Origin of the sequence: Streptomyces sp. NPDC014870 (assembly GCF_043081505.1) — a bacterium.
GTDB lineage: Bacteria > Actinomycetota > Actinomycetes > Streptomycetales > Streptomycetaceae > Streptomyces.
The window spans coordinates 185004-208458 of sequence record NZ_JBIBWQ010000008.1; the positions used below are offsets into that span (position 1 = coordinate 185004).

16 protein-coding genes are annotated in these 23455 nt (G+C 70.4%); 6 read left to right on the forward strand and 10 right to left on the reverse strand.

Annotation, left to right across the window (positions count from 1 at the left end; translation table 11 throughout):
* Positions 1 to 66: 66 nt before the first annotated feature.
* The 3 genes from ACF09C_RS23545 to ACF09C_RS23555 form a co-directional block, all read right to left on the reverse strand.
* Positions 67 to 1689 (reverse strand): ABC transporter substrate-binding protein, encoded by a 1623-nt coding sequence (locus ACF09C_RS23545; protein WP_392093974.1) that lies wholly within the window; start codon positions 1687 to 1689, stop codon positions 67 to 69.
* Between the two features lie 482 nt (positions 1690 to 2171).
* Positions 2172 to 4073: a translational GTPase TypA gene (gene typA / locus ACF09C_RS23550; protein ID WP_392093976.1), complete on the reverse strand. Its 1902-nt coding sequence runs from the start codon at positions 4071 to 4073 to the stop codon at positions 2172 to 2174.
* Positions 4074 to 4462: 389 nt separating this feature from the next.
* On the reverse strand, positions 4463 to 6964 hold the full coding sequence (locus ACF09C_RS23555; protein WP_392093978.1) for an ABC transporter substrate-binding protein: 2502 nt from the start codon (positions 6962 to 6964) through the stop codon (positions 4463 to 4465).
* A 264-nt stretch (positions 6965 to 7228) separates the two neighbouring features.
* Between ACF09C_RS23555 and ACF09C_RS23560 the strand changes: the two genes are divergently transcribed.
* From ACF09C_RS23560 to ACF09C_RS23575, 4 genes are all read left to right on the forward strand, one after another.
* Entirely contained in the window at positions 7229 to 7456 is a 228-nt protein-coding gene (locus ACF09C_RS23560) for a hypothetical protein (RefSeq protein ID WP_392093980.1), read from the forward strand.
* A gap of 87 nt (positions 7457 to 7543) precedes the next feature.
* Complete coding sequence (locus ACF09C_RS23565) at positions 7544 to 8380, forward strand: hypothetical protein (RefSeq protein WP_392093982.1); 837 nt, start codon at positions 7544 to 7546, stop codon at positions 8378 to 8380.
* Between the two features lies 1 nt (position 8381).
* Complete coding sequence (locus ACF09C_RS23570; protein ID WP_392093984.1) at positions 8382 to 10280, forward strand: fumarate reductase/succinate dehydrogenase flavoprotein subunit; 1899 nt, start codon at positions 8382 to 8384, stop codon at positions 10278 to 10280.
* Complete coding sequence (locus tag ACF09C_RS23575) at positions 10277 to 11047, forward strand: succinate dehydrogenase/fumarate reductase iron-sulfur subunit (RefSeq protein ID WP_392093986.1); 771 nt, start codon at positions 10277 to 10279, stop codon at positions 11045 to 11047. Before ACF09C_RS23570 ends, ACF09C_RS23575 begins: the two co-directional genes overlap by 4 nt.
* A gap of 106 nt (positions 11048 to 11153) precedes the next feature.
* Here ACF09C_RS23575 and ACF09C_RS23580 read toward each other — a convergent pair whose 3' ends face one another.
* On the reverse strand, positions 11154 to 12185 hold the full coding sequence (locus ACF09C_RS23580) for a hypothetical protein (protein WP_392093988.1): 1032 nt from the start codon (positions 12183 to 12185) through the stop codon (positions 11154 to 11156).
* 172 nt (positions 12186 to 12357) lie between these two features.
* On the opposite strand from ACF09C_RS23580, the gene ACF09C_RS23585 reads away from it, so the two are divergent.
* Positions 12358 to 14439 carry a TPM domain-containing protein gene (locus tag ACF09C_RS23585; RefSeq protein WP_392094355.1) on the forward strand — a complete coding sequence of 694 codons (2082 nt, stop codon included), beginning with the start codon at positions 12358 to 12360 and terminating at the stop codon, positions 14437 to 14439.
* 59 nt (positions 14440 to 14498) lie between these two features.
* On the forward strand, positions 14499 to 15206 hold the full coding sequence (locus ACF09C_RS23590; protein WP_392093990.1) for a PspA/IM30 family protein: 708 nt from the start codon (positions 14499 to 14501) through the stop codon (positions 15204 to 15206).
* Between the two features lie 131 nt (positions 15207 to 15337).
* Here ACF09C_RS23590 and ACF09C_RS23595 read toward each other — a convergent pair whose 3' ends face one another.
* The 6 genes from ACF09C_RS23595 to ACF09C_RS23620 all read right to left on the reverse strand — a co-directional run bounded on the left by ACF09C_RS23595 (position 15338) and on the right by ACF09C_RS23620 (position 23371).
* Positions 15338 to 17917 carry a SpoIIE family protein phosphatase gene (locus ACF09C_RS23595; RefSeq protein ID WP_392093992.1) on the reverse strand — a complete coding sequence of 860 codons (2580 nt, stop codon included), beginning with the start codon at positions 17915 to 17917 and terminating at the stop codon, positions 15338 to 15340.
* 147 nt (positions 17918 to 18064) lie between these two features.
* Positions 18065 to 18508, reverse strand: coding sequence for an ATP-binding protein (locus ACF09C_RS23600; RefSeq protein ID WP_392093994.1), 444 nt, complete (start codon positions 18506 to 18508; stop codon positions 18065 to 18067).
* Positions 18509 to 18651: 143 nt separating this feature from the next.
* Complete coding sequence (locus ACF09C_RS23605) at positions 18652 to 19095, reverse strand: (deoxy)nucleoside triphosphate pyrophosphohydrolase (protein ID WP_392093996.1); 444 nt, start codon at positions 19093 to 19095, stop codon at positions 18652 to 18654.
* A gap of 76 nt (positions 19096 to 19171) precedes the next feature.
* Positions 19172 to 19351: an SPOR domain-containing protein gene (locus tag ACF09C_RS23610; protein WP_362418113.1), complete on the reverse strand. Its 180-nt coding sequence runs from the start codon at positions 19349 to 19351 to the stop codon at positions 19172 to 19174.
* Between the two features lie 156 nt (positions 19352 to 19507).
* Positions 19508 to 21274, reverse strand: coding sequence for a purine-cytosine permease family protein (locus ACF09C_RS23615; protein WP_392093998.1), 1767 nt, complete (start codon positions 21272 to 21274; stop codon positions 19508 to 19510).
* A 135-nt stretch (positions 21275 to 21409) separates the two neighbouring features.
* Complete coding sequence (locus ACF09C_RS23620) at positions 21410 to 23371, reverse strand: recombinase family protein (protein WP_392094000.1); 1962 nt, start codon at positions 23369 to 23371, stop codon at positions 21410 to 21412.
* Positions 23372 to 23455 lie beyond the last annotated feature (84 nt).

A 23455-nucleotide genomic window follows, 5' to 3' on the forward strand; every position in this document is an offset into this window, starting at 1 on the left:
GCCCCGTGGACCTACCGCCGTTGCGGTGGCGGGTGATGGCCGAGTGGGGTGGGCCCTTGGGGCTGGTTACTTCTTGACGGTCACGTCGTAGACGTTGAAGTCACCGTGGAAGTCCACGGTCACGTTCTCGACGGCCTCGGAGTAACCACCGTTGATCTTGTACTCCCACAGCGGGATGGCCGGCATCTTCGTGAGGACGAGCTTCTCGGCCTCCTGGTAGAGCTTGATCGACTCTTCCAGGGACTTGGCGTTGTCGCCCTTCTTGAACGCGGCGTCGACCTCGGGGTCCGAGAAGCGACCGTTGTTCGCCTCGGCCGTCGAGCCGTACAGCTCACGCATGAAGTTGACGTTCACCGGGTAGTCGGCGACCCAGCCACCGCGGTACATCGCCTTGACCTGGTTGTTGTCGCGCGCTTCCAGGTCGGTCTGGAAGTCCGGCTTGGCGTCCGGGATGCAGTCCACACCGGTGGAGTTGCGGATCGACTCGCAGACGGCCGTGATCCACTCCTTGTGGCCACCGTCGGCGTTGTACTGGATCCAGATCTTGTTGTCCGGAACGCCGCCGCCCTCGGTGACGAGCTGCTTGGCCTTGGCCGGGTTGAACTTGAAGACGTCGCTGCCGAGGTCCTGCTTACCGGCGACACCCTGCGGGATGAAGCTGGTGGCGGGCTGGCGGGTGCCGTTGAGCACGGTCTTCGTGATCGTGTCCCGGTCGATCGCCATCGACAGACCCTGGATGACCTTCGGGTTGATGCCCTTGAAGGTCTTCGAGTAGAAGGTCGGCACGAGGCTCTGGATGGCCGCGTACGGCTGCTCGACCGCGCGGTCACCGAGGTCCTGCTTGTACTTCGGCAGGTCCTTCGGGCCGACCTGGCGGATCATGTCCAGGTTGCCGGAGAGGAGGTCCTGGTACGCGGCCTCGACGGTCGCGTAGTTCTTGAAGAGGACACCCTTGTTCTTGGCCTTGTTCGGGCCCTGGTAGTCAGGGTTGGCCTTGACCTGGATGAGCTTCTTGTGGTCCCACTTCTCGAAGACGTAGGGACCGTTGCCGACCGGCGCCTGGCCGAAGGCCTTGGTGTCCTTGTAGAACACCTCGGGCAGCGGGGCCCAGGTGGTGTAGCCGAGCTTGTACTCGAAGTACGGGACCGGCTTCGACAGCTCGATCGTGAAGGTCGTGTCGTCGACGACCTTCAGGCCCGACATCTCCTTCTTGGCCGGGGCACCCTTCTCCGGGTGGACGTCGGCGTAGCCGGCGATGTCCTCGAACCAGAAGGCGTTCTGCTGCTTGTTCTCGATGTTGGCGTACCAGTTCCACGCCTTGACGTAGGACGCCGACGTGACGGGGGTGCCGTCGTGGAACTTCCAGCCCGGCTTGAGCTTGACCGTCCAGGTCTTCGAGTCCGTGGTCTTGATCGACTCGGCGTTCGTGTAGACGATCTTGCCCTGGGCGTCGAAGTCCAGGAGCTGGGTGAAGATCGACTGGATCACGTAGCTACCGAGCGACTCATTGGTGTCGGCCGGGATCAGCGGCTTCTGGGGCTCACCGACGTCGATCGAGACATAGCCCGCGGGCTTGCCCTTCTCCTTCGAGGCGCTGTCGTCCTTGCCACTGCCGCCACCACAGGCGGTCGCTGCCAGGGCCACGATGGTCGCGCCCACTACCCACTTGGCGCTCTTGGCACCGCGCATGGGGTTCCTCCTCATGAGTCCACTTGTCACTACAAGAAGGGCACTCCGAGTGCGCCGACACCCCTGACGGCATTGCACTCCATGTGCCCCGAGTGTGCTCGTGAGTCGGCACTCCCCACAGTGCGTGACCCATTGACCCGAGCTCAATGCAGCCAACTATTAAGTACGGCCGGGCCGTAAACCACACTTAAGTGGTCTCGTTTTGACAACATCGCCAGGGGTCATGAGACCGAAATCCGGACAAAGCGATCACAGACAGACACCCGCGAAACGGACCGTTAACACACGTTCCGGAGAGCGACGGCCGATATCCGGACACCCCGCCCATGAAATGGATTTGACGAAAGGCCCGGACCCCCACAGTGTCTGCGGGGGTCCGGGCCTCTGTCTGATGCGCTGTCAGCCACCGTCGGCGACCGAGATCACACGGGCGCGGATCGCGTCAGCGGTTCCGGGTGTACGTCAGCCGTTCTCGGCGTACGTCAGCCGTTCTTGGCGCGCGACGCGGAGCGGCCGCGCTCCTTCTGGTCCAGGACGACCTTGCGGATGCGCACGGCCTCCGGGGTCACCTCGACGCACTCGTCGTCGCGGCAGAACTCCAGCGACTGCTCCAGGGAGAGCTTGCGCGGCGGCACGATCGCCTCGAAGGAGTCGGCCGAGGAGGAGCGCATGTTGGTGAGCTTCTTCTCCTTGGTGATGTTCACGTCCATGTCGTCGGAGCGCGAGTTCTCGCCGACGATCATGCCCTCGTACACCTCGGTGCCGGGGTCGGTGAACAGGACGCCGCGCTCCTGGAGGTTGGTCATCGCGAAGGCGGTGACCGCACCCGCGCGGTCGGCGACCAGGGAGCCGTTGTTACGGGTCTGCAGGGCGCCGAACCACGGCTCGTGGCCCTCGTGGATCGAGTGCGCGATGCCCGTACCGCGGGTGTTGGTCAGGAACTCCGTACGGAACCCGATGAGGCCACGGGACGGGACGACGAACTCCATGCGGACCCAGCCGGAGCCGTGGTTCGACATGTTGTCCATGCGGCCCTTGCGGACGCCCATGAGCTGCGTGACCGCGCCCATGTGCTCCTCGGGCACGTCGACCGTGAGGCGCTCGACGGGCTCGTGGATCTTGCCGTCGACCTCCTTGGTGACGACCTGCGGCTTGCCGATGGTGAGCTCGAAGCCCTCACGGCGCATCTGCTCGACCAGGATGGCGAGCGCGAGCTCACCACGGCCCTGGACCTCCCAGGCGTCGGGGCGCTCGGTGTCGAGGACGCGGAGCGAGACGTTGCCGACGAGCTCGCGGTCCAGGCGGTCCTTCACCTGGCGGGCGGTGACCTTGCGGTCCTTGACCGCGGACTTCGCCTCCGCGCCCTTGCCGGTGCCACCGCGGCCGACCAGCGGCGAGGTGTTCGTACCGATGGTCATGGAGATGGCGGGCTGGTCGACCGTGATCAGCGGGAGCGCGATCGGGTTCTCCGGGTCGGCCAGGGTCTCGCCGATCATGATGTCGGGGATACCGGCGACGGCGCAGATGTCACCGGGGCCGGCCACCTCGGCGGGCTTACGGGTGAGCGCCTCGGTCATCATCAGCTCGGTGATGCGGACGTTCGAGATGCTGCCGTCCCGCTTGATCCACGCGACCGTCTGGCCCTTGCGCAGCTCGCCCTGCTCGACGCGGAGCAGCGCGATACGGCCGAGGAAGTTGTCGGCGTCGAGGTTGGTGACGTGGGCCTGCAGCGGCGCGTCCTCGTCGTACGACGGGGCCGGGACGTGCTCCAGGATGGTGGAGAAGAACGGCTCCAGGCTGTCGCTGTCGGCCGGGACGGTGCCGTCCTCCGGCTTGGTCAGCGAAGCGATGCCGTCACGGCCGCAGGCGTAGACGATCGGGAACTCGATCTGGTCCTCGTCCGCGTCCAGGTCGAGGAAGAGGTCGTAGGTCTCGTTGACGACCTCGTCGATCCGGGAGTCCGGGCGGTCCGTCTTGTTGATGCAGAGGATGACGGGCATCCGGGCCTGGAGGGCCTTGCGGAGCACGAAGCGGGTCTGCGGCAGCGGGCCCTCGGAGGCGTCGACGAGAAGGACGACCGCGTCGACCATCGACAGACCGCGCTCGACCTCGCCACCGAAGTCGGCGTGGCCGGGGGTGTCGATGATGTTGATCGTGATCGGGGCCCCGCCGTCCTTGGGGTGATACTTCACCGCCGTGTTCTTGGCGAGGATCGTGATGCCCTTCTCACGCTCCAGGTCGTTCGAGTCCATCATGCGGTCGTCGAGCTGCTGGTGGGCGGCGAAGGCACCGGCCTGCTTGAGCATGGCGTCGACGATGGTCGTCTTGCCGTGGTCGACGTGGGCGACGATGGCGACGTTACGGATGTCGTGGCGCGTGGGCATGGGTGCTTGCGCTTCTCTCGGATCGTGGGATGCGGCGTCTGTTCCTCTTACGCCCGCCGGGCGGACGCGCCACGGCTATGTCCTATGGTACGGGGCCGCCGTGCAAGGGGCTTCCCCGCCCGGATTCGAGAGGGCCTACTGGGAGGTTTGGGGCCTCGGTGGAACGGTGTGACGCGTGGGGATCGAGAGCGCCGCGCGGATCAGGAGTGGGGGCTGCGCGTGCGGCGGCGGCCGGGTCAAGGGGCCGGAGGCGATCCTGCCCGCCGGGGAGACCGGCGGGCAAGGAACTTGAGCGGCTTCTGAGGTTGCGACCTGCGGTTTCGCCTGTTCTTGGCGACTTCTTCGCCGCTTCTTCGCCGCTTCTTCGCTGCTGCGTCGCTGCTTCGTCGCTACTTCTTGATGTTGCGCTCGGCGCCGTTCGCGGACTCCGGCTTCTTGAAGCCGATGTCCTGGTAGCGGGGGGTGGCGAAGCCCCAGGCACCCGCGTTCACGAGGCCGGGCTTGGCCGCCACCAGCTGGGGGCGCTGGTAGAGGGGGATCGAGCCGGCGGCCGCCCAGATCCGGGCGTCGGCCTGGCGGACCAGTTCCCGGGCCTCCTTCTCGTCGAGGGTGGCCACCGCCTGGTCGAACAGCTGGTCGATACGATCCGTCCCGACGCGGGCGTAGTTCTGCTCGACCAGGAGTGAGCCGTCCGAGGCCGGCTCGGGCTTGGCGAAGATCGGCCGGGCGTCGGTCGCCGGAAAGGCGGAAGCGGGCCAGGAGTACAGGGCGAGGTCGTAGTCGCCGGCAGCGATGTGGTCCTTGAAGAAGCTCTCGTCGGCGACCTTGGTGATCTCCGTTCGGATGCCGATCGCGTCGAGCATCCGGACGATCTTGTCCCCGACCGCGCGGAGGGACTCGGAGCCCGGCCCCGAGGGCAGGACGAAGCGCAGGTTGAGCGGCTTGCCGTCCTTGCCGAGGGCACCGGTGGCGGCAGCCGGCACGGCGGGGGCGGCGGTGCCGCGCGGGGCGTAGGCCCCGGCGACGCCCTTGTCCGGGCCCGCGGCCGGGTTCTGGGCCCTGGCCCCGGCGCCCGTGCCGGCCTCGAGCAGGGCGGCCTGGCGCAGCACGGCCATGTTCTCCAGGGCCGCGCCCGGGGCGGGGGCGAGGATGTGGGTGCCGCTCTCGGGGCCTCCGGCGCCGATCACGGGCTCGGGGGCCTTGCCGTCGTCGCGGGCGGCGGTGCCGCCCGGCTTGTCGTCGCCGACGATGTAGAGGCCGTCGTTGGAGGCGGCGTCGACGTCGGGCTTCGCGGCCTTGTCGGACGTCTTCTTCTCGGCGTCGGGCTTCGCGGCCTTGTCGGACGTCTTCTTCTCGGCGTCGGCCTTCTTGTCCGCGTCGGCCTTCTTCTGCTCCTCCGCGTCCGTCTTCTTCTCCGCGTCCGGCTTCTTCTCGGCGCCGGCACCCTTCTCCACGGCCTCGCTGCCCGCCTTGGTCCCGGCGGGCTTCTTCGCGGCGCCGCCCGGCACCCATCCGGCGTCCGCGAGCAGCGCCCGCGCCTCGTTGGTGTCCTGGTCGCCGAGCGCGTCACTGCTGTCCGCGTACGCGGCCTGCCCCGCCAGGGCGAGGTGGCTGCCGGGAGGGTCGGCCGGAAGGCCCAGCGGCTTGAGTACGGATTCGGCCAGTTCCCGACGGTCGAGCGCGCGGGCCACCGCCCGCCGTACCCGCTCGTCCGCGAGCGGACCGTCCTCGCCGTTCAGGGAGAGCTGGGTGTACGCGGGCTCCAGCGACTTGCGGACCACCAGCTTGCCGAGCGCCTTCTGCTCCGCCGCGTACTGGTCGACGGCCTTCTGGTTCTTCTCGCGCGCGGCCCGGACGGTCTCCGCCTTCGCCTCGTCGGAGCCGTTGGCCAGCGCCCAGGACTTCAGGGCCGCCGACGGGGTGATCGCCGCGCTCGGCCCGTGCGAGAGGACCTGCGAGCCGCCCTGGCCGGCGCGGGCGTCCTTCACGGCGAGCGCGATGCGGTCGGCGGCCGACCGGTCGATCTCGGCCAGGTCGAGGGTGCCGGCGGCGAGCGCGGCGACACGGTCCTGGCGCGCGACGGCCTTCAGGACAAGCTGGTCGAGCTTGGCGGTCTGGCCCCACCAGCGGGGGTTGCGGGTGAGGGTGACCGTGCCGGCCCTGGCGTCCGAGGCCTTGAGAAGAAACGGTCCTGCGGTGGCCTTCAGGGTGGTCCGCGCACCGTCGTTGAAGGAGCTCGGGGAGCCCATCACCTCCTTCGGGTAGAGGGGGGTGAAGAGGGACTGCCAGTCGGCGTACGGCTTGCCGAAGGTGACCCGTACCTCCAGGTCGTTCTTGCCGCGCTCGATCTTCTCGATCCGCTCGTAGCCGGAGTTGCGGGCGGTCCAGTACGCGGTGTCGCGACCGTTCAGGGCCCGCCACTGGGCGACGAAGTCGGGGGCGCCGATCTCGCGGCCGTCGCTCCACACCGCCTGCTGGTTGAGCTTGTAGAGGACGACCTGCTTGGGCTCCGTCTCGACGACCTGCGCGGACTCCAGGTAGTCCGGGTTGCGCCGCGGCCGGCCGCGCTCGTCGAGGGTGTAGAGCGCGGGCAGGACCGCTCCGGCGATGCGGGAGGTGGCGCCGTCGGCGTCGGCCTGGAAGGCGTTGAGCGTGGTGGGCATCGCGTCCACGGCCCAGTTCAGCGTGGCGCCGTCCTGCACCTGGTCACGCGCGGCGGGTGCGTGGTCGGGCACGGCGGGCGCGGCCTCGTCCGCTTCGTCGGCGGAGCTGCATCCGGCCAGGACGGAGATGGCGAGCACGGCGCTGGTGAGCGTGGCGACGGAGCGGAGCGTGCGGGAGCGGGGGCTCCTGGAGCATGTCCTCCCGCGAGGGGCGCCGACCTGGGACATGACTTGTACCCCTTCGTCCAGTTTTATGGCATTTGGCGATGATCACACCTATTGCTCATACACTGAAAAGGACGGACCGGATCCGGCCACGGCGACACGGCGGCAGGACGGGGCAAACCCACCCGTGCGGCCCAACCGCCGGGCGGCACCGCTCTCCGGACGAGTGAAATCCCGTACACATGGCTTCACAAGCGGGGTGTGACGCGCGACACTCTCCCCCCATCGCGTGTTCGCCACCCGCACTCGCGGAAGTGAGGGCAACCCATGTCCCTTCAGGACGATTTGGCGGCCGTCAAGAGCTGCCTGGAAGACCTGGTCCGCACGGTCGGACAACTGGAACGCAGCATCGCGGCGGAGAAGGGCGTCACCGCGGGACCACCCCCGGGCCGCCCCGAGAACCTCGTGACGATCCCCGACACCCCCTACGACAGCGGGCTGTGGACGGACTCGGACGACGAGGGCCTGGGAGCACGCGACCGGCACGCCCCCTAGGAGCCGTGCGCCCGCCGGAACAGGGCGCCCCCTAGGAGACCGACCGTCGGAACGCGTCCCAGGAGATCCGGACCCAGGAGACCCATCTTGGCCACAGGAACCGAACCGCCGTCCACCGGAAGGGGGGTGCGCGCCACCGGCGTGCACTCCCCTTCCCGTGCGGCCATCGCGCCGCGCCACCTCCGGACCGACCGCTGGTGGCTGGCGCCCGCCGCCACCGCCGCCGGGCTGCTCGCCTTCGTCGCCTACTCCACCTGGCGCGCCTTCGCCAACAGCGACTACTACGCGGCCCCCTACGTCTCGCCGTTCTACTCGCCCTGCCTCGCCGAGAACTGCGTCCCGATGAAGGGCGGCCCCAACTGGGAGATCGTCGGCAGCTGGTGGGGCCTCTCCCCCGCCCTGCTGATCCTGGTCTTCCCGCTCGGCTTCCGGCTGACCTGCTACTACTACCGCAAGGCGTACTACCGGGGCTTCTGGGCCTCTCCCCCGGCCTGCGCGGTCGCCGAGCCGCACGCCACGTACACCGGCGAGACCCGCTTCCCGCTGATCCTGCAGAACATCCACCGGTACTTCTTCTACGCCGCGCTCCCGGTCGCCGCGATCCTCACGTACGACGCCGTGCTGACCTTCCGGGACTCCTCCTACGCGTGGGGCCACGCGGGCCTCGGAACCGTGATCTTCCTGGTCAACACCGTGCTGATCTGGGCGTACACGCTCTCCTGCCACTCCTGCCGGCACATCGTCGGCGGGCGGCTCAAGCACTTCTCGAAGCACCCGGTGCGCTATCGCGCCTGGAGCTTCGTCGGGCGGCTCAACACCCGTCACATGGTGCTCGCCTGGGCCTCCCTGGTCTCGGTCGCGGTCTGCGACCTGTACGTGTACCTGCTCGCCACCGGCACCTTCGACGACCCGAGGTTCTTCTGACATGACGCAAGTCGACCGGCAGCAGTGGGACGTGGTCGTGGTCGGCGCGGGCGGCGCCGGACTGCGCGCCGCGATCGAGGCGCGCGAGCGGGGCGCGCGGACGGCCGTCATCTGCAAGTCCCTGTTCGGCAAGGCCCACACGGTGATGGCCGAGGGCGGAATCGCCGCCTCCATGGCCAACGCCAACCCGCACGACAGCTGGCAGGTGCACTTCCGCGACACCATGCGGGGCGGGAAGTTCCTCAACCAGTGGCGGATGGCGGAGCTGCACGCGCGCGAGGCGCCCGACCGGGTCTGGGAGCTGGAGACCTGGGGCGCTCTCTTCGACCGCACACCGGACGGCCGGATCTCCCAGCGGAACTTCGGCGGCCACGAGTACCCGCGCCTCGCGCACGTCGGCGACCGCACCGGACTGGAGTTGATCCGTACGCTCCAGCAGAAGACGGTCGCCCTCCAGCAGGAGGACTTCCGGGAGACCGGGGAGTACGAGTCCCGGCTGAAGGTCTTCCAGGAGTGCACGGTCACCGAGGTCCTGCGGGACGAGTCCGGGCGGGTGGCGGGCGTGTTCTGCTACGAGCGGGAGACGGGCCGCTTCTTCGTCCTGGAGGCGCCTGCCGTGGTGCTCGCCACCGGCGGGATCGGCAAGTCCTTCAAGGTGACGTCCAACTCCTGGGAGTACACGGGCGACGGGCACGCGCTCGCGCTGCTCGCGGGCGCGCCGCTGGTGAACATGGAGTTCGTGCAGTTCCATCCGACCGGGATGGTCTGGCCGCCGTCGGTGAAGGGGATCCTCGTCACCGAGTCGGTGCGCGGGGACGGCGGGGTGCTGCGCAACTCCGAGGGCGAGCGGTTCATGTTCGACTACATCCCGGACGTCTTCAAGGAGAAGTACGCGCAGTCGGAGGCGGAGGGCGACCGCTGGTACGAGGACCCGGACAACAACCGGCGTCCGCCCGAGCTGCTGCCGCGCGACGAGGTGGCGCGGGCCATCAACGCCGAGGTGAAGGCGGGGCGCGGCTCCCCGCACGGCGGGGTCTTCCTCGATGTGTCGACCCGGATGCCGGCCGAGGTGATCAAACGGCGGCTGCCCTCGATGTACCACCAGTTCAAGGAGCTGGCGGACGTCGACATCACGGCGGAGGCGATGGAGGTCGGGCCGACCTGCCACTACGTGATGGGTGGCGTCGCGGTCGACTCGGACACGGCGGCGACCGTGGGCGTGCCGGGGCTCTTCGCGGCGGGCGAGGTCGCGGGCGGGATGCACGGGTCCAACCGGCTCGGCGGCAACTCCCTCTCCGACCTGCTGGTCTTCGGACGGCGGGCGGGCTGGCACGCGGCGGAGTACGCGACGTCCGCTCCGCACTCGGCGGTCACGGAGGCGGGGATCGAGGCGGCCGCCGCCGAGGCCCTGGCGCCGTTCGGCGCGGCCGAGGAACCCTCCGCCGAGAACCCGTACACGCTCCACCAGGAGCTCCAGCAGACGATGAACGACCTCGTCGGGATCATCCGACGGGAGGGCGAGATGGCCGAGGCCCTGGAGCGGATCGCCGAGCTGCGCGTCCGGGCGCGGCGGGCCGGGGTCGAGGGACACCGGCAGTTCAACCCGGGCTGGCACCTGGCGCTCGACCTGCGGAACATGCTGCTCGTCAGCGAGTGCGTGGCCCGCGCGGCGCTGGAGCGGACAGAGAGCAGGGGCGGGCACACCCGGGAGGACCATCCGTCGATGGAGCGGGCGTGGCGACCGGTGAACCTGCTCTGCCACCCGGCTCCCGCGGGCGACGACGAGCACGGCATCGCGCTCGAACGAACACGTACGGAACCCATCCGTCCGGACCTCCTCGCGCTGTTCGAGAAGGAGGAGCTGGTCAAGTACCTCGCCGAGGAGGAGCTGTACGAGTGAGTACCTATGACGCGCACTTCAGGGTGTGGCGGGGCGACACCGACGGCGGGGAGCTGACGGACTTCACGGTCGAGGTGCACGACGGCGAGGTGGTCCTCGACATCGTCCACCGGCTGCAGGCGACCCAGGCCCCGGATCTCGCCGTGCGGTGGAACTGCAAGGCGGGCAAGTGCGGTTCGTGCTCCGCCGAGATCAACGGACGGCCCCGGCTGATGTGCATGACCCGGATGTCGGTCTTCGACCGGGCCGAGACGCTGACGATCACCCCGCTGCGGGCCTTCCCGGTGGTGCGGGACCTGGTGACGGACGTGTCCTTCAACTACACGAAGGCGCGGGAGATCCCGGCCTTCGTGCCGCCCGAGGGGGTGGCTCCGGGCGAGTACCGGATGCGGCAGATGGATGTGGAGCGCTCACAGGAGTTCCGCAAGTGCATCGAGTGCTTCCTGTGCCAGGACACCTGCCATGTGGTGCGCGACCACGAGGAGAACAAGCCGGCGTTCGCCGGGCCGCGCTTCCTGATGCGGGTCGCCGAGCTGGACATGCACCCGCTGGACGCGGCGGCCGAGTCCGGGCTCGACCGGAAGCGGACGGCGCAGGAGGAGCACGGGCTCGGCTACTGCAACATCACCAAGTGCTGCACGGAGGTGTGCCCCGAGGGCATCAAGATCACCGACAACGCGCTGATCCCCCTGAAGGAGCGGGTCGTGGACCGCTCCTACGACCCGCTGGTGTGGCTCGGCAACAAGATCCGGCGGCGCGGGGCGTAGCCGGCGCGGGGCGTAGCCGGCGCGGGCGGGTCCGGCGCGGGCGGGTCCGGCCCGGGCCGGGTGGTCCGGGCCGGGTGGTCCGGGCCCGCCCACCCTCGGCGGTGGGTCAGTGCCAGTCGCGGCGGTACGACGCCCAGTCCTCCTCCTTCGCGGCGAAGTCGACGTAGAGCGCGACCCCGAACCGCTCGCGGTCGTGGTCCGCGCGGCCCAGGCCGAGCCTGGTGCCGCGGATCGCGGCCGCGACGGTCTCGGCCGAGTCGTGGTGGCCCAGGTCGTCCTCGTGGAAGAACGGCAGCCCCATCAGCAGGTCGGTCGTCTCGGGGGTGACCTCCAGGGCGAGGCTGGTCTGCTGGGCCACGTACCCGCCGTACATGCCTTCCAGCGGCATCCAGGTGTCGTAGGACATGACGGCTATCTGGTCGACCCGGCGGGCGACCTGGCCGAAGAACTCCTGCGACCACCACTTCTCGCTGCCGCTGACCGCGCCGTTCACCGAGTGCAGGGCGGGCAGCGGGTCGATCTGGTGGGCGGCCACGGAGAGCGGGGCCTTGCGGGCCCTCGTCAGCTCGCCGAGGTCGTCGAGGAGCGACAGGTAGTGGGCGTCGTCCGAGAGCAGCGGCTCCAGGTCGAAGTGGACCCCGTCGAAGCCGGCGTCGAGGATCTGCCGGGCCGAGCCGACGACGGCCGCCCGCGAGGCCGCGTCCTCCAGGCGCAGCCCCTCGGGGCCCTCGGTGGCCAGGATGTCGCCGAGCCAGGCGTGCACCCGTATGCCGGGCATCGTCCGGTGGACGGCGTCGATCAGCCACGCGGCGCGGGGGTAGCGCGCGGCGGGCAGGGTGCCGTCGTGCTCCAGCGGGCCCGCGTGGACGTACAGGTCCCGTATCCCCGTCCCCTTGATCCGGGCGGCGAAGGCGGCGAGGTCGGCGTCCTTCTTCCGGCCGTCGACCCAGGCGTGCCCCAGCCAGATCGCGTCCTTGCCGCGGGTCTTCGTCCCCTCGCGGAGGTCTCCCGTGTAATTGAGGCGCAGCGCGAGCGCGCTGCCCGCCGTCGGCAGGAGCAGAAGCAGGGCCAGGCCGAGCGCGACCCAGCGCCCCCGCCGCCACCAGCGTCGTACGCGACCGTCCACCTGAGCCCCCAAGATCGTGTTCGTTACGTGAGCACCACCGTAGCGGCGGCTACCGACAGTGACGCGAGGCTGTGGAGAATGGTTTCCGCCGGCCCCGTCTCCCCCTGTCCGCCCGGTCGCGAACGGATAGATCGGGACATAACCTCCCCCTGTGACGCGAACAGCCACCCGAGCCCTTCTCGCGATGCTGGTGGCGGCGTGGTGGCTGGTCGTGCCGGCCGTGCACGGCGCCCGGGCCGACGACCCCGTCGTCCTCTCCCGCGACGGGCAGATCACCGACACGGTGGGTGCGCTCGGCGACCGCCGCGGCGCGGTCGTCCAGGCCCTCGACCAGCTCTACGACGACCGCCGGGTGCAGCTCTTCGTCGTGTACGTACGGGACTTCTCCGGGCGCTCGGGCCAGAGCTGGGCCGACGCCACCGCCCAGCGCAACGGGCTCGGGGTCGACGACGTCCTGCTCGCGGTGGCCACGCACGACCGGCGGTACGGCTACTCCGCCGACCCCGACTCCCGGTTCACCCAGGCCCAGCTCGACAATGTCGCCAGGACCGCGATCGAGCCCGCGCTGCGGCAGAACGACTGGGCGGGCGCCGCCATCGGCGCGGCCAACGGCTACGACGCCGTGCTCGCCGGACAGCCCGTCCCCACCCCCACGATCACCCCCGGCCCCGCCGACCCCGGCGGCGCCGCGGACGAAGGCACCTCGGGGGCCGACCTCGTCCTTCCCGTCGTCCTCGTCGGCGGCGCGGGCGCCGTCGCGGCGTACGCGTGGACCCGACGGCGGCGCGGGGCCCGCTCCGGTGGTGGCGGTGGTGGCGCGAAGCCGCAGGCCGGGCAGGGCTGGGGCGCCCCGAAGGAGCCGGCGCAGCTCACGCTGGAGGAGCTGGACAAGCAGGCGCGGCAGACCCTTGTCGACACCGACGACGCCGTCCGCACGAGCCAGGAGGAACTCGGATTCGCGACCGCCCAGTTCGGCGAGGAGGCCGCCCGGCCGTTCACCGACGCGGTGGCGTTCGCGAAGGAGGAGCTGACGGCCGCGTTCCGGCTGCGGCAGAAGCTCGACGACGCCTTCCCCGAGGACGACGCGACCCGCCGCTCGATGCTGGACGAGATCGTGCGGCGCTGCGGCGAGGCCGACGCCCGGCTCGACGCCGAGTCCGAGGACTTCGACCGGCTCCGGGCGCTGGAGCGCAACGCCCCCGACGCCCTCGCCCACGCGGAGGCCGCCTTCCGTGACCAGACCGGCCGGGTCGGCACGGCGGAGGCGGCGCTCACCGCGATGCGGGAACGGTACGCGGAGTCGGCCGCCTCGCCCGTCGCGGGCGACGTGGAACAGGCCAAGGGCCGGCTGGTGTTCGCGACCACGCACTTGAACCAGGCCCGGCAGGCCGTCGACTCCGGCGACAACGGCGCGGCGGCGGTCCACATCCGGGCGGCCGAGGGCGCCGTCGACCAGGCGGCCCTGCTGAGCGAGGCCGTGGACCGGCGGGCGCTGGAGCTGGCCGAGGCCGTGGGCAAGCTGCCGACCGCGCTCTCCGAGACGGAGGCGGACCTCGCCGACGCCCGCGGCCTGCTCCAGGGCACCGCCGAGGGCGTCTCCACCGCCGACCTCCAGGGCCGCATCGCCCGGGCGGAGTCGGTCGTCGCCGACGTACGGCGGGCGGTCGACGCCGGCCGTTACGACCCGCTCGACGCGCTGCGCCGGGTCGAGGAGGCGGACGCCGTGCTCGACGAGGCGCTGGCCGGCGCACGGGAGCGCGAGTCGGGCACGCGGCGCGCCCGCGCGCTCCTCGACCAGGCGATGCTGACCGCCCGGTCCGCGATCGGAGCGGCCGCCGACTACGTCACGACCCACCGCGGCGCCGTGGGCAGCGAGGCCAGGACCCGACTGGCCGAGGCGCAGCGGCGGCTGGAGAAGGCCAAGGCCCTCGAAGCCGCCGAGGACCCGCAGTCCGCGCTCGCCGAGGCCCAGCAGGCCGACGCGTTGGCCCGGCGCGCGCAGGAGCTCGCCGAGCAGGACGTCCGTACGTATGGGAACCCGAACGGCCTGGGCGGTGTAACAGGAGTGGGAGGTGGCGGCGGCGGGCTCGGCGGAGCGGTGCTCGGCGGCATCATCCTCGGCGGACTGTTCGGCGGAGGAAGGGGAGGCGGGGGTCATGGCGGGGGGGTCGGTGGAGGTTTCGGCGGGGGCGGGTTCGGTGGTGGACCCGGCAGTTTCGGTGGCGGGGGAACCCGCGGCCGACTGGGCGGCGGCGGCCGTTTCTGACCCTTTCAGCCCCCTGTTCGATCCCCTGTTCAGTCCCCTGGTGTTCAAGGAGAAGGACCATGAGCAAGCAGACCATCCTGGGCCGTGTCACCCAGCTGGCGAAGGCCAACATCAACGCCCTGCTGGACCAGGCCGAGGACCCGCAGAAGATGCTGGACCAGCTGATCCGCGACTACAGCAACAACATCTCGGAGGCCGAGCAGGCCGTCGCGACGACGATCGGCAATCTGCGGATGCTGGAGCAGGACCACCAGGAGGATGTGCAGGCGGCGCAGGGGTGGGGCGAGAAGGCGCTGGCGGCGAGCCGCAAGGGGGACGAGCTGCGGGCCGCCGGGCAGACGGCCGAGGCGGACCGTTTCGATCAGCTGGCGAAGGTCGCCCTGGGGCGCCAGCTGCAGTCCGAGAAGGAGGCCACCACGGCCGAGCCGGTGATCGCGGCGCAGACCGAGGTGGTGGAGAAGCTCAAGGGCGGGCTCGACCAGATGAAGGCCAAGCTGGGCGAGCTGCAGTCCAAGCGCGACGAGTTGGTGGCCCGCGCCAAGTCCGCGCAGGCGCAGAACACGATGATGGACGCCGTGAAGAACATCGACGTGCTGGACCCGACGAGCGAGCTGAACCGCTTCGAGGACAAGGTCCGGCGCGAGGAGGCGAAGGCGATGGGCAAGCAGGAGCTGGCCGCCTCCTCCCTGGACGCCCAGTTCGAGCAGCTGGACGCGCTCGGCGACAGCGCGGAGATCGACGCGAGGCTCGCCGCGCTGAAGAAGTAGCCGGCGCTCGGGCGCCGAGGCCCGAGCGGATCCCGGGGGCACGGAGCCTGTGGAACCGCGCCCGCGGGTGGCCGCGGCACCGGTGCCGGCCCTCGTTCCGGCCCTGGTTCCGGCCCTCGTTCCGGCGCCGGTCAGAACATGCTCAGGAGCTGCTCCACCGTGGGCTCCGCGGTTCCCTCGCCGTCCGGCAGGGGCAGTTCGAACCAGACGGTCTTGCCCCGGGGGGTGCGGCGCGAGCCCCAGGCGGCGCTGAGCAGTCCGACCAGCTGCAGTCCGCGCCCGCCCTCGTCGGTGTCCCGGGCGCGGCGGCGTCTGGGCTGGACGAGCCCGGCGTCCCAGACCTCGCACACCAGGGTCCGGTCGCGCAGCAGCCGGAGCCTGATCTCGCCCTCGCCGTAGCGCAGGGCGTTGGTGACCAGTTCGCTGACGAGCAGTTCGACGGTGTCCACGAGGGCTTCGAGGTCCCAGGCGGCGAGCTGGGCGCGGGCCAGTTCGCGGGCCCGGCCGACCGAGCGGGGTTCCCTCGGCAGCCGCCAGTCCCCGACCGCCTCGGACGGGAGTCCTTGGATACGGGCCATCAGGAGGGCGATGTCGTCCTCGCCGTGCCCGGTGTGCAAGGTGGTCAGGACCCGGTCGCAGACGTCTTCGAGGGGCAGGGCCGTGTCCGTGAACGCGCTGCGGAAGGCGGTCAGCCCCTCGTCGAGGGGATGGTCGCGGGACTCGACGAGTCCGTCGGTGTAGAGCGCGAGCAGGGAGCCCTCGGGCAGTTCGACCTCGACCTCCTCGAAAGGCTCGCCACCGACGCCGAGCGGCATCCCCGGGGGCACGTCGAGCAGCAGGGCCTTCTCGCCGGGCTCGACGAGGACCGGCGGAAGGTGGCCGGCGTTGGCGAAGGTGCAGCGCCGGGTGACCGGGTCGTAGACGGCGTAGACGCAGGTCGCGAGGTAGACCTCGGAGAGTTCCGGTCCTCGGGTCTTGTGGGCGCGGGCGCTCTGCTGGGCGCCGGCCGGGGCGCCGAGGCCGCGCGCGATCTCGTCGAGGTGGGAGAGGACCTCGGCGGGTTCGAGGTCGAGCTGGGCCAGCGTACGGACGGCGGTGCGCAGTTCGCCCATGGCGACGGCGGCGCGCAGCCCCCGGCCCATGACGTCACCGATGACCAGGGCGGTGCGGTGGCCGGGGAGTTCGATGACGTCGAACCAGTCGCCGCCGACCTCGGTGGCGGCGGTGCCGGGCAGGTACCGGCAGGCGATGTCGAGCCCGGCGGCCTCGGGGTCTCCGGGCGGGAGCAGGCTGCGCTGCAGGATCAGGGCCCGCTCGTGTTCGCGGCGGTAGAGCCGGGCGTTGTCGATGCAGACGGCCGCGCGGGCGGCCAGTTCGACGGCGAGTGCCCGGTCCCGCTCCCCGAAGGGCTCGCTGCCCTTGGTCCGGGAGAACTGCACGAGGCCGACGACGGTGTCGTGGGCGACCATCGGCACGACGAGGGTGGACTGGACGAGTCCGCCTTCGCGGCCGGGTACGGCCTTGACGCGGCCGGTGCGGAGGGCCCCGGCGCAGGGCGAGTTGAACGGGTAGCGGTGCACGGAGCCGACCTCGACGGGCCCCGGGCCGCAACAGCCGCCGCTCGCGTCGGAGCCGGCGGCGGCCTCGGGGCTCCGCAGCGGGGTGTCGGAGACGGCGCTGGCGAAGGCCACCCGGCGCAGTTCGGCGCTGCCCGCTCCGTAGCCGACGTCGTGGGAGCTCCCCCACCGCCCGGGCGGGGCCTCGTCGCCGGTGAGCAGGCCCTGGTAGAGGTCGACGGAGGCGAGGTCGCAGAAGCCGGGGACGGCCACGTCGAGCAGTTCGCGGGCGGTGGCCTCCAGGTCGAGGGAGGTGCCGATGCGGGCACCTGCCTCGTTGAGCAGGGCGAGGTTTCGGCGGGCGCTGGCCGCCTCGCGGGCCGCGTTGTGGCGGCGGGTCACGTCGATGCCGAGACCGGCGACACCGACGGCCCGGCCCGAGCCGCTGTGCACGCGGTAGAGGTTGATCGACCAGTGGCGCCGTTCGGTGGAGCCGGGCGGGGCGCCGACGATCTGGAGTTCGGTGACGGACTCACCGGTCTCCAGGACCCGCTCGAGCGCGGCGGTCATCCGCTCGGCCTCGGGCCGCGAGAGGTAGTCGTGGACGGTACGGCCCCGATGGTCGTCGGCCGCGCCGCCGAAGACCGTGGCGAAGCGCTGATTGGCCCGCTGCACGGTGAGGTCCGTACCGAAGAGGAGAAAGCCGAAGGGGGATTGGCCGAAAATCGCCTGCGACGCGGCGAGGTCGGTCTCGATGTGCCGCAGCGCCCGCACGTCCACGACGATGCAGAGCGCGGCCCGTTCGCCGGTGGGGGTCTGGCTCGGCATGACGTACATCTCGGCGACGCCGTCGCGCCGGTTCTGCCCGGGTATCCGGAACGGGACGAGGCCCGTCCACTCCCGGCCGTCGAGGATCTCCGCGACCCGGCGGCGACCGCGATCCCGCAGGTCGGCGGGCATGAACGCCTCGACCGGATCCTTGCCGACGGCCTCGTCGGCGGGCACGCCGAAGAGGTCCACCGCCCGCCTGCTCCACTGGTCGACGAGCCCGTCGGGCCCTATCGAGAAGGAGGCGACCCGTATGTAGTCATAGATCGAGCCGGGCGGGCTGCTCTGCCACACGACGCCGCTCGCCGTCTCAGGTATCTCGCTCACGCGACCGTCCCCTCCAGCTCACCGCACCGGACCGGCCATGCCCGCAGTATTCAGCACTACGGCCCCCGACGGCACGACGTTCACGATCACAGGGTGGTCTCGTTCATTTCCGGCCGAGACCATGGTGATCGTTGTCCCTCCCCTCTCTTAACCCGGCAGGGCCAGCTCGAACCACACTGTCTTGCCCGATCTGCCCTTGCGCGTGCCCCAGCGCTGTGCGGAACAGGCCACCAGCTGGAGTCCGCGGCCGCCCTCGTCGTCGGGTCCCGCGGGCCGTTCGGTGGGCGGATCCGGAAGCGGATCGGAGACCTCCACGAGCAGCGCGGGGCGGTGGGGGGTGTCGCGGGCGGTGTCGTGGGCCGGGCCGTCCGGGTCGGGCTGGAGGTGGACGAGCCGGACGCCGATCGGGCCGGAGGCGTACCGCAGGGAGTTGGTCACCAGCTCGCTGACCAGCAGGACCGTGACATCACCGACGGCCGCGTCGATGCGCCAGCTCCGGAGCGTGTCGCGCACCGCGTGCCTGGCCGTGCGCACGGCATTGGCCTCCGCCGGGAAATGCCACTCGACGCAGTCGCCTTCGGTGTCGATCACGCCCGATCACTTCCCCAGCCCATCACCAGAAGGGAGGCCCACGTCCTTTTTCGGGGGGTTAATCAGCACATACCCGATATTCGGGGCGGGATATCGCGGCGCTCCGCCCAGTGGGCGCACGGTGGCACGAACGGCGTAGAGCCTCAGCCGCGCGCTCCGTCGGCGGCGCCGGACGGCCAGCGCAGTCGGGCCTCGGCGACGGCGGGGCGGTCCTGGTCGAGCCAGTCGACGGAGTCCAGCTCGTGGCGGGCCAGCCAGCGCAGTTCGTCGTGGTCCTCCAGCGGGCGGGGTTCGCCGGCGAGCAGCCGGGCCGTCCACACCTGGAGGACGTATCCGGGCTTCAGCGGCCACTCGCCGGGGATGCGCTCACCCGGCTCGGTCTCCACGCCGAGTTCCTCGCGCAACTCGCGGACCAGGGCTTCTTCGGGGCTCTCCCCCGGCTCCAGCTTGCCGCCCGGCAGCTCCCAACGGCCGGCGAGCTCGGCGGGGGCGCTGCGGCGCGCGGCCAGCAGGCGCCCCCGGTCGTACAGGGCTCCGGCGACCACGACCACGTGGTCGGCCACGTGGTCGGACGTGCTCTCTGTCATGGGCCGGAGCGTAACCCGCGCGGGTCAGGTCGCGGGGCGGTGCGGGTCGGTCCTGGTCAGTCCCGAGCGGTACGGGTCAGACCGCGGGCTGACCGATGCGTTCCACCCAGTAGAGCTGCTTGTGCCCCCGATCGTCGAGGCTGTCGGCGACTTGCTGCGCCTCGTCCCTCGTCGCGTACCGCCCGACCCGATAGCGGTTGCCGTTGTCGTCCTGCCGTATGACCAGCCAGGGCAGAACAGGGCCGCTGTCGGTCATCGGACTTCTCCCTCCGCCGGTCCGGTCGTCTCTTTGGATCTCCCTGAAATGGCAATCCGCATATGCCCGACCTTACGCCTGACCTTTACACAGCGGATACGGGTTTTCACAAAGAGGTACGGATCCGGCCGGGAACCGACGGAGGGAGGCCGAAGATCAGAGCTTGGTGGCGGCCTTGGCGGCCTGCGGCACGGTCGGCACCGGCATCAGGACCGGACCGGCGGCCGCGGGGTCCTTGCGGCAGACGTCGCCGCACTCCGCGTCCAGCGAGCAGCACAGGGAGCAGATCGGCCCGGACTGCACGGGGCAGTCGGCGATGTCGGGCAGCTCGTACGCCGTCTCGCAGACCGCGCAGTCGTGGGTCGCCGTCACGTCCGCCACCTCGACACCAGGGCTGTTCACCGGGTTCGGGCGGGCCAGGTAGTAGCGGCCCTTGGTGGCCCAGGCGATCAGCGGGCAGAGGACCAGCGCGAGACCGGCGGCGATGAAGGTGGAGAAGGCCTGCGCGTACGTCCCGAAGAGACCGAAGAAGGCGAGGATCGACACGGTCGAGGCGATCACCATGGCGCCGAAGCCGGCCGGGTTCACGGAGTAGAGGTAGGCCCGCTTGAACTCGATGTACGGCGGACTCCAGCCGGCCCGCTTGTTGATGACGAGGTCGGCGGCGACGGCGGCGATCCAGGCGATGCCGACGTTGGAGTAGAAACCGAGCAGCTTGCCCAGGGCCGCGAACATGTTCATCTCCATCAGCGTCAGCGCGATGGCGAGGTTGAGGAAGATGTACCAGACGCGGCCGGGGTGCCGATGGGTGACACGGGAGAAGAAGTTCGACCAGGACAGCGAGCCGCTGTACGCGTTGGTCACATTGATCTTGATCTGGGAGACGATCACGAACACCGCGGCGGCGGGCAGCGCGAAGGTGCCGAGCCAGGGCTTGAGCGCCTCGATCTGCGGGGCGATCGGCTCCAGGGCGTGCGTCTTGCCGACGGCCTCCAGGGCGACGAAGGCGAGGAACGCGCCGCCGAGCTGCTTGGCCGCGCCGATGATCACCCAGCCGGGTCCGGCGGCGAGCACGGCGAGGTTCCAGCGCCGCTTGTTGGCCTCGGTCTTCGCGGGCATGAAGCGCAGATAGTCGGCCTGCTCGCCGATCTGGGCGATGAGCGAGAGCGCGACGCCCGTGCCGAGGCCGAAGCCGATCCAGGAGAAGCCCGAGCCGGCGCCTTCCGTACCGCCGAAGGAGCCGAAGGCGCCGAAGGCGTCCGGGGCCTCGAAGGCGAGCACGACGAAGGGCAGCACCATGCCGACGATCCAGATCGGCTGCGTCCAGGCCTGCACCTTGGCGAGGGCGCCCATGCCGCGGAAGACGATCGGGATCACGATGAGGGTCGTGACCAGATAGCCGATCTCGACCGGCAGCCCGACGGCCTGGTGCATGGCCTGGGCCATGATCGAGCCTTCGAGCGCGAAGAAGATGAAGGTGAAGGAGGCGTAGATGAGGGAGGTGAGGGTGGAGCCGAAGTAGCCGAAGCCCGCGCCCCGGGTCACCAGGTCCATGTCCAGGCCGTAGGTCGCGCAGGCCCTGGCGATGGGGATGCCGGTGAGGAAGATGATCGCCGCGGCGGTGAGGATCGAGGCGAGGCCACTCGTGAAGCCGTAGGTGAAGACGATCGAGGCGCCGATGGCGAAGTCGGCGAGATAGGCGATGCCGCCGAGCGCCGTGCCGGCCACCATCGAGGGGGACCAGCGGCGGAAGGAGTGCGGCGCGTAGCGCAGCGAGTAGTCCTCGCGGCTCTCGTCGGCGGCCAGCTTGGCGTAACTGCGGCGGGGCGGCGGCGCGATGGCCGGGGACCCGGCCGGGGGCTCTGCCGCGGACACGACTGGGGGTTCGGCTGAGGACTCCGCCGGGGTGACCGTATCCGTCATGAGGGTTCCTGTCGTCCGACCGGTGTGCGGGTACGGACCAGGAAGGTAGGAGCGGGGCGTGTCGGCACGCGTCCGTACGCGGTTGCCACGGGGTTACGGGAGTTGACGGTTCGTAAACTCCCGGAGACACCGTTCCTAAACAGTGTCCAGGAGTGACATCTGATGACAGCTCCCGGAACTGCGCGCATTCCGAACGGTTTTGGATGCGCTGGTCTTCCGCGTTCTCTGTGTCCCCGTTCGGCGGCGTGCATTGCGTGCACGTTCCGTGACGGGTGGGCGGGTTTCCTCACGCCCTCGGCCACCTGGTCCGGCCTGGACGGTCCGATGCCCCACACCATCACTCTGGTGGTGTGGGGGCGGTGCCGTCCGTCGCCGGATCGGGTGCCCGAGGGCGCGTCTCCCGATCGCGATGCCGGCGGCATCGTGACGGGTCATCTTGCGTCGCGGGGTGACCAGCGGCTTTTGCCAGTGCTGGCCTCCCCACTGGGAGGTGTAGGCCGGATCGACAGCAACGATCGACAGTTCGGTCTCGGCCGCCATGGAAACGAGCCGGGCTGTGAGCTTGCCGGTGGGGATGCCGGAGATGAGCTGCCGGAAACGCTTCTTGCGGCCGTGCTTCTCCCGTGTCTTCTCGGCGGTGAAGTCAAGGTTCTCGATGCCGATTGCCTTGACGCCGCAGCGTTTGGCCCAGTGCAGCAGTCGGCTGATGGCGTGCCGGATCTGGGCGTCGCGATGATCCGCCGACCCGGTGAGGTCGTAGTAGAAGCGGCGCGGCTCACCGACCGGGTTGCCGTGCTGGTCGAGGCGGTAGGCGGCGAAGTGGTCGGCGTTCGTGTCGACACCGACCATGCCCTCAGCGCGTGCGGCAGCGAGCGGGATCGTCTTGACGATCGGTTTGGTCCACGAGGCGGTCAGGTACCAGCGGTCACGGGTCACGTCGAGGTGGATGCGGTAGGCGACCGCCTTGTTCTCGCTGATGCGGTCGGCCCACTCCTGGCCCCGGTGCGCGAACGCGACCTTCGAGGCGAGGACGTACCTGCCGTGCTTGGCATTCGCCAGCTCCGCCAGCGGCGCGGGTAGCTTGATGCTCACCTCGCCGTCCGGGGTGACGCGGATCGTCTCGTTGCCGAAGCGCTTCCCGGACTCGCCGTCAGCGGCGAGGAACCATCGCTCTGCCTCCCAACGCTCCCGCCACTGTGCCTCGGTGAGCTGGGTGGCTTCGAGGCTGTTCCGGTTGCCCAGCAGCTTCCGGCCGCCGCGCACCACATGAACGACACCGGCCTCACGGTCGGCGCGGGCCACGTCGAGACGATGCTCCAGGATCGCCAGGCGGCGACTCTTCTGGAACCACTCGCCCTTCGAGCGGTAGCCGCCCGGTGCCCGCTTGGTGCCCTTCTCGCCGATCGGCTGCGACAGGCGGTGCATCAGCGTGCGGACACCGGCCTCAAGGCCTTGGATGTGCGCGAGCTGGCAACGCCTGGACAGCGCCCACTGATCGTGCGTGGACTTCGTGATCGACCCGGCCCAGCGGGACGACGAGGCGGCTGTCAGGCCCTGCTTCCGGGCCGCCCACGTATCGCTGTTGTGGTCATGGCCGTCCGCACACCGCTGCTTGAGATCGAGCGACGCCAGGCGTCCCAGGTGTTCGCCGACCAGGCGCAACACCTTCTCGTCCTCGGCATTGAGGTGCTTGAGCCGGTCGCGCACCGCCACCCCGGACGGCCCGAGAGCAACGAACGGGTCCTCGACAGTGCGGAGCCTCTTCTTCGGCTCACTCACCGGCAGCCGCCGCTTCCCTGATGCGATCTCGGACTCCACCCGGACGACCTCGTGCCCGGCCTTCGCGGCCCACGCCGACAAGCGGGCGGTCTGCCGCTCCAGATCAGTCTTCTGATCGTGCGAGGAGACACGGGCGTACAAGCCCACACCGCCGGTCACCGTCGGTGAGGTGTTCGCGTCGATGTTCACCAGGATCGTGCGCGGTCCCACTCGTTCCGCAGGGACCGGCAACGTGCCCTCACGGAACCAGCGGTACGCCGTGCGGGGCGCAATGCCCTGCGCGCGTGCCCATTCCGTCAGATTCACACGGAAGATCACACGACACTCATGACACCTAAAAACACTCATAGACACTCATTTGAGGGACAGTTACCACCCCTCGGACGCCCCCGTCCGGCAGGC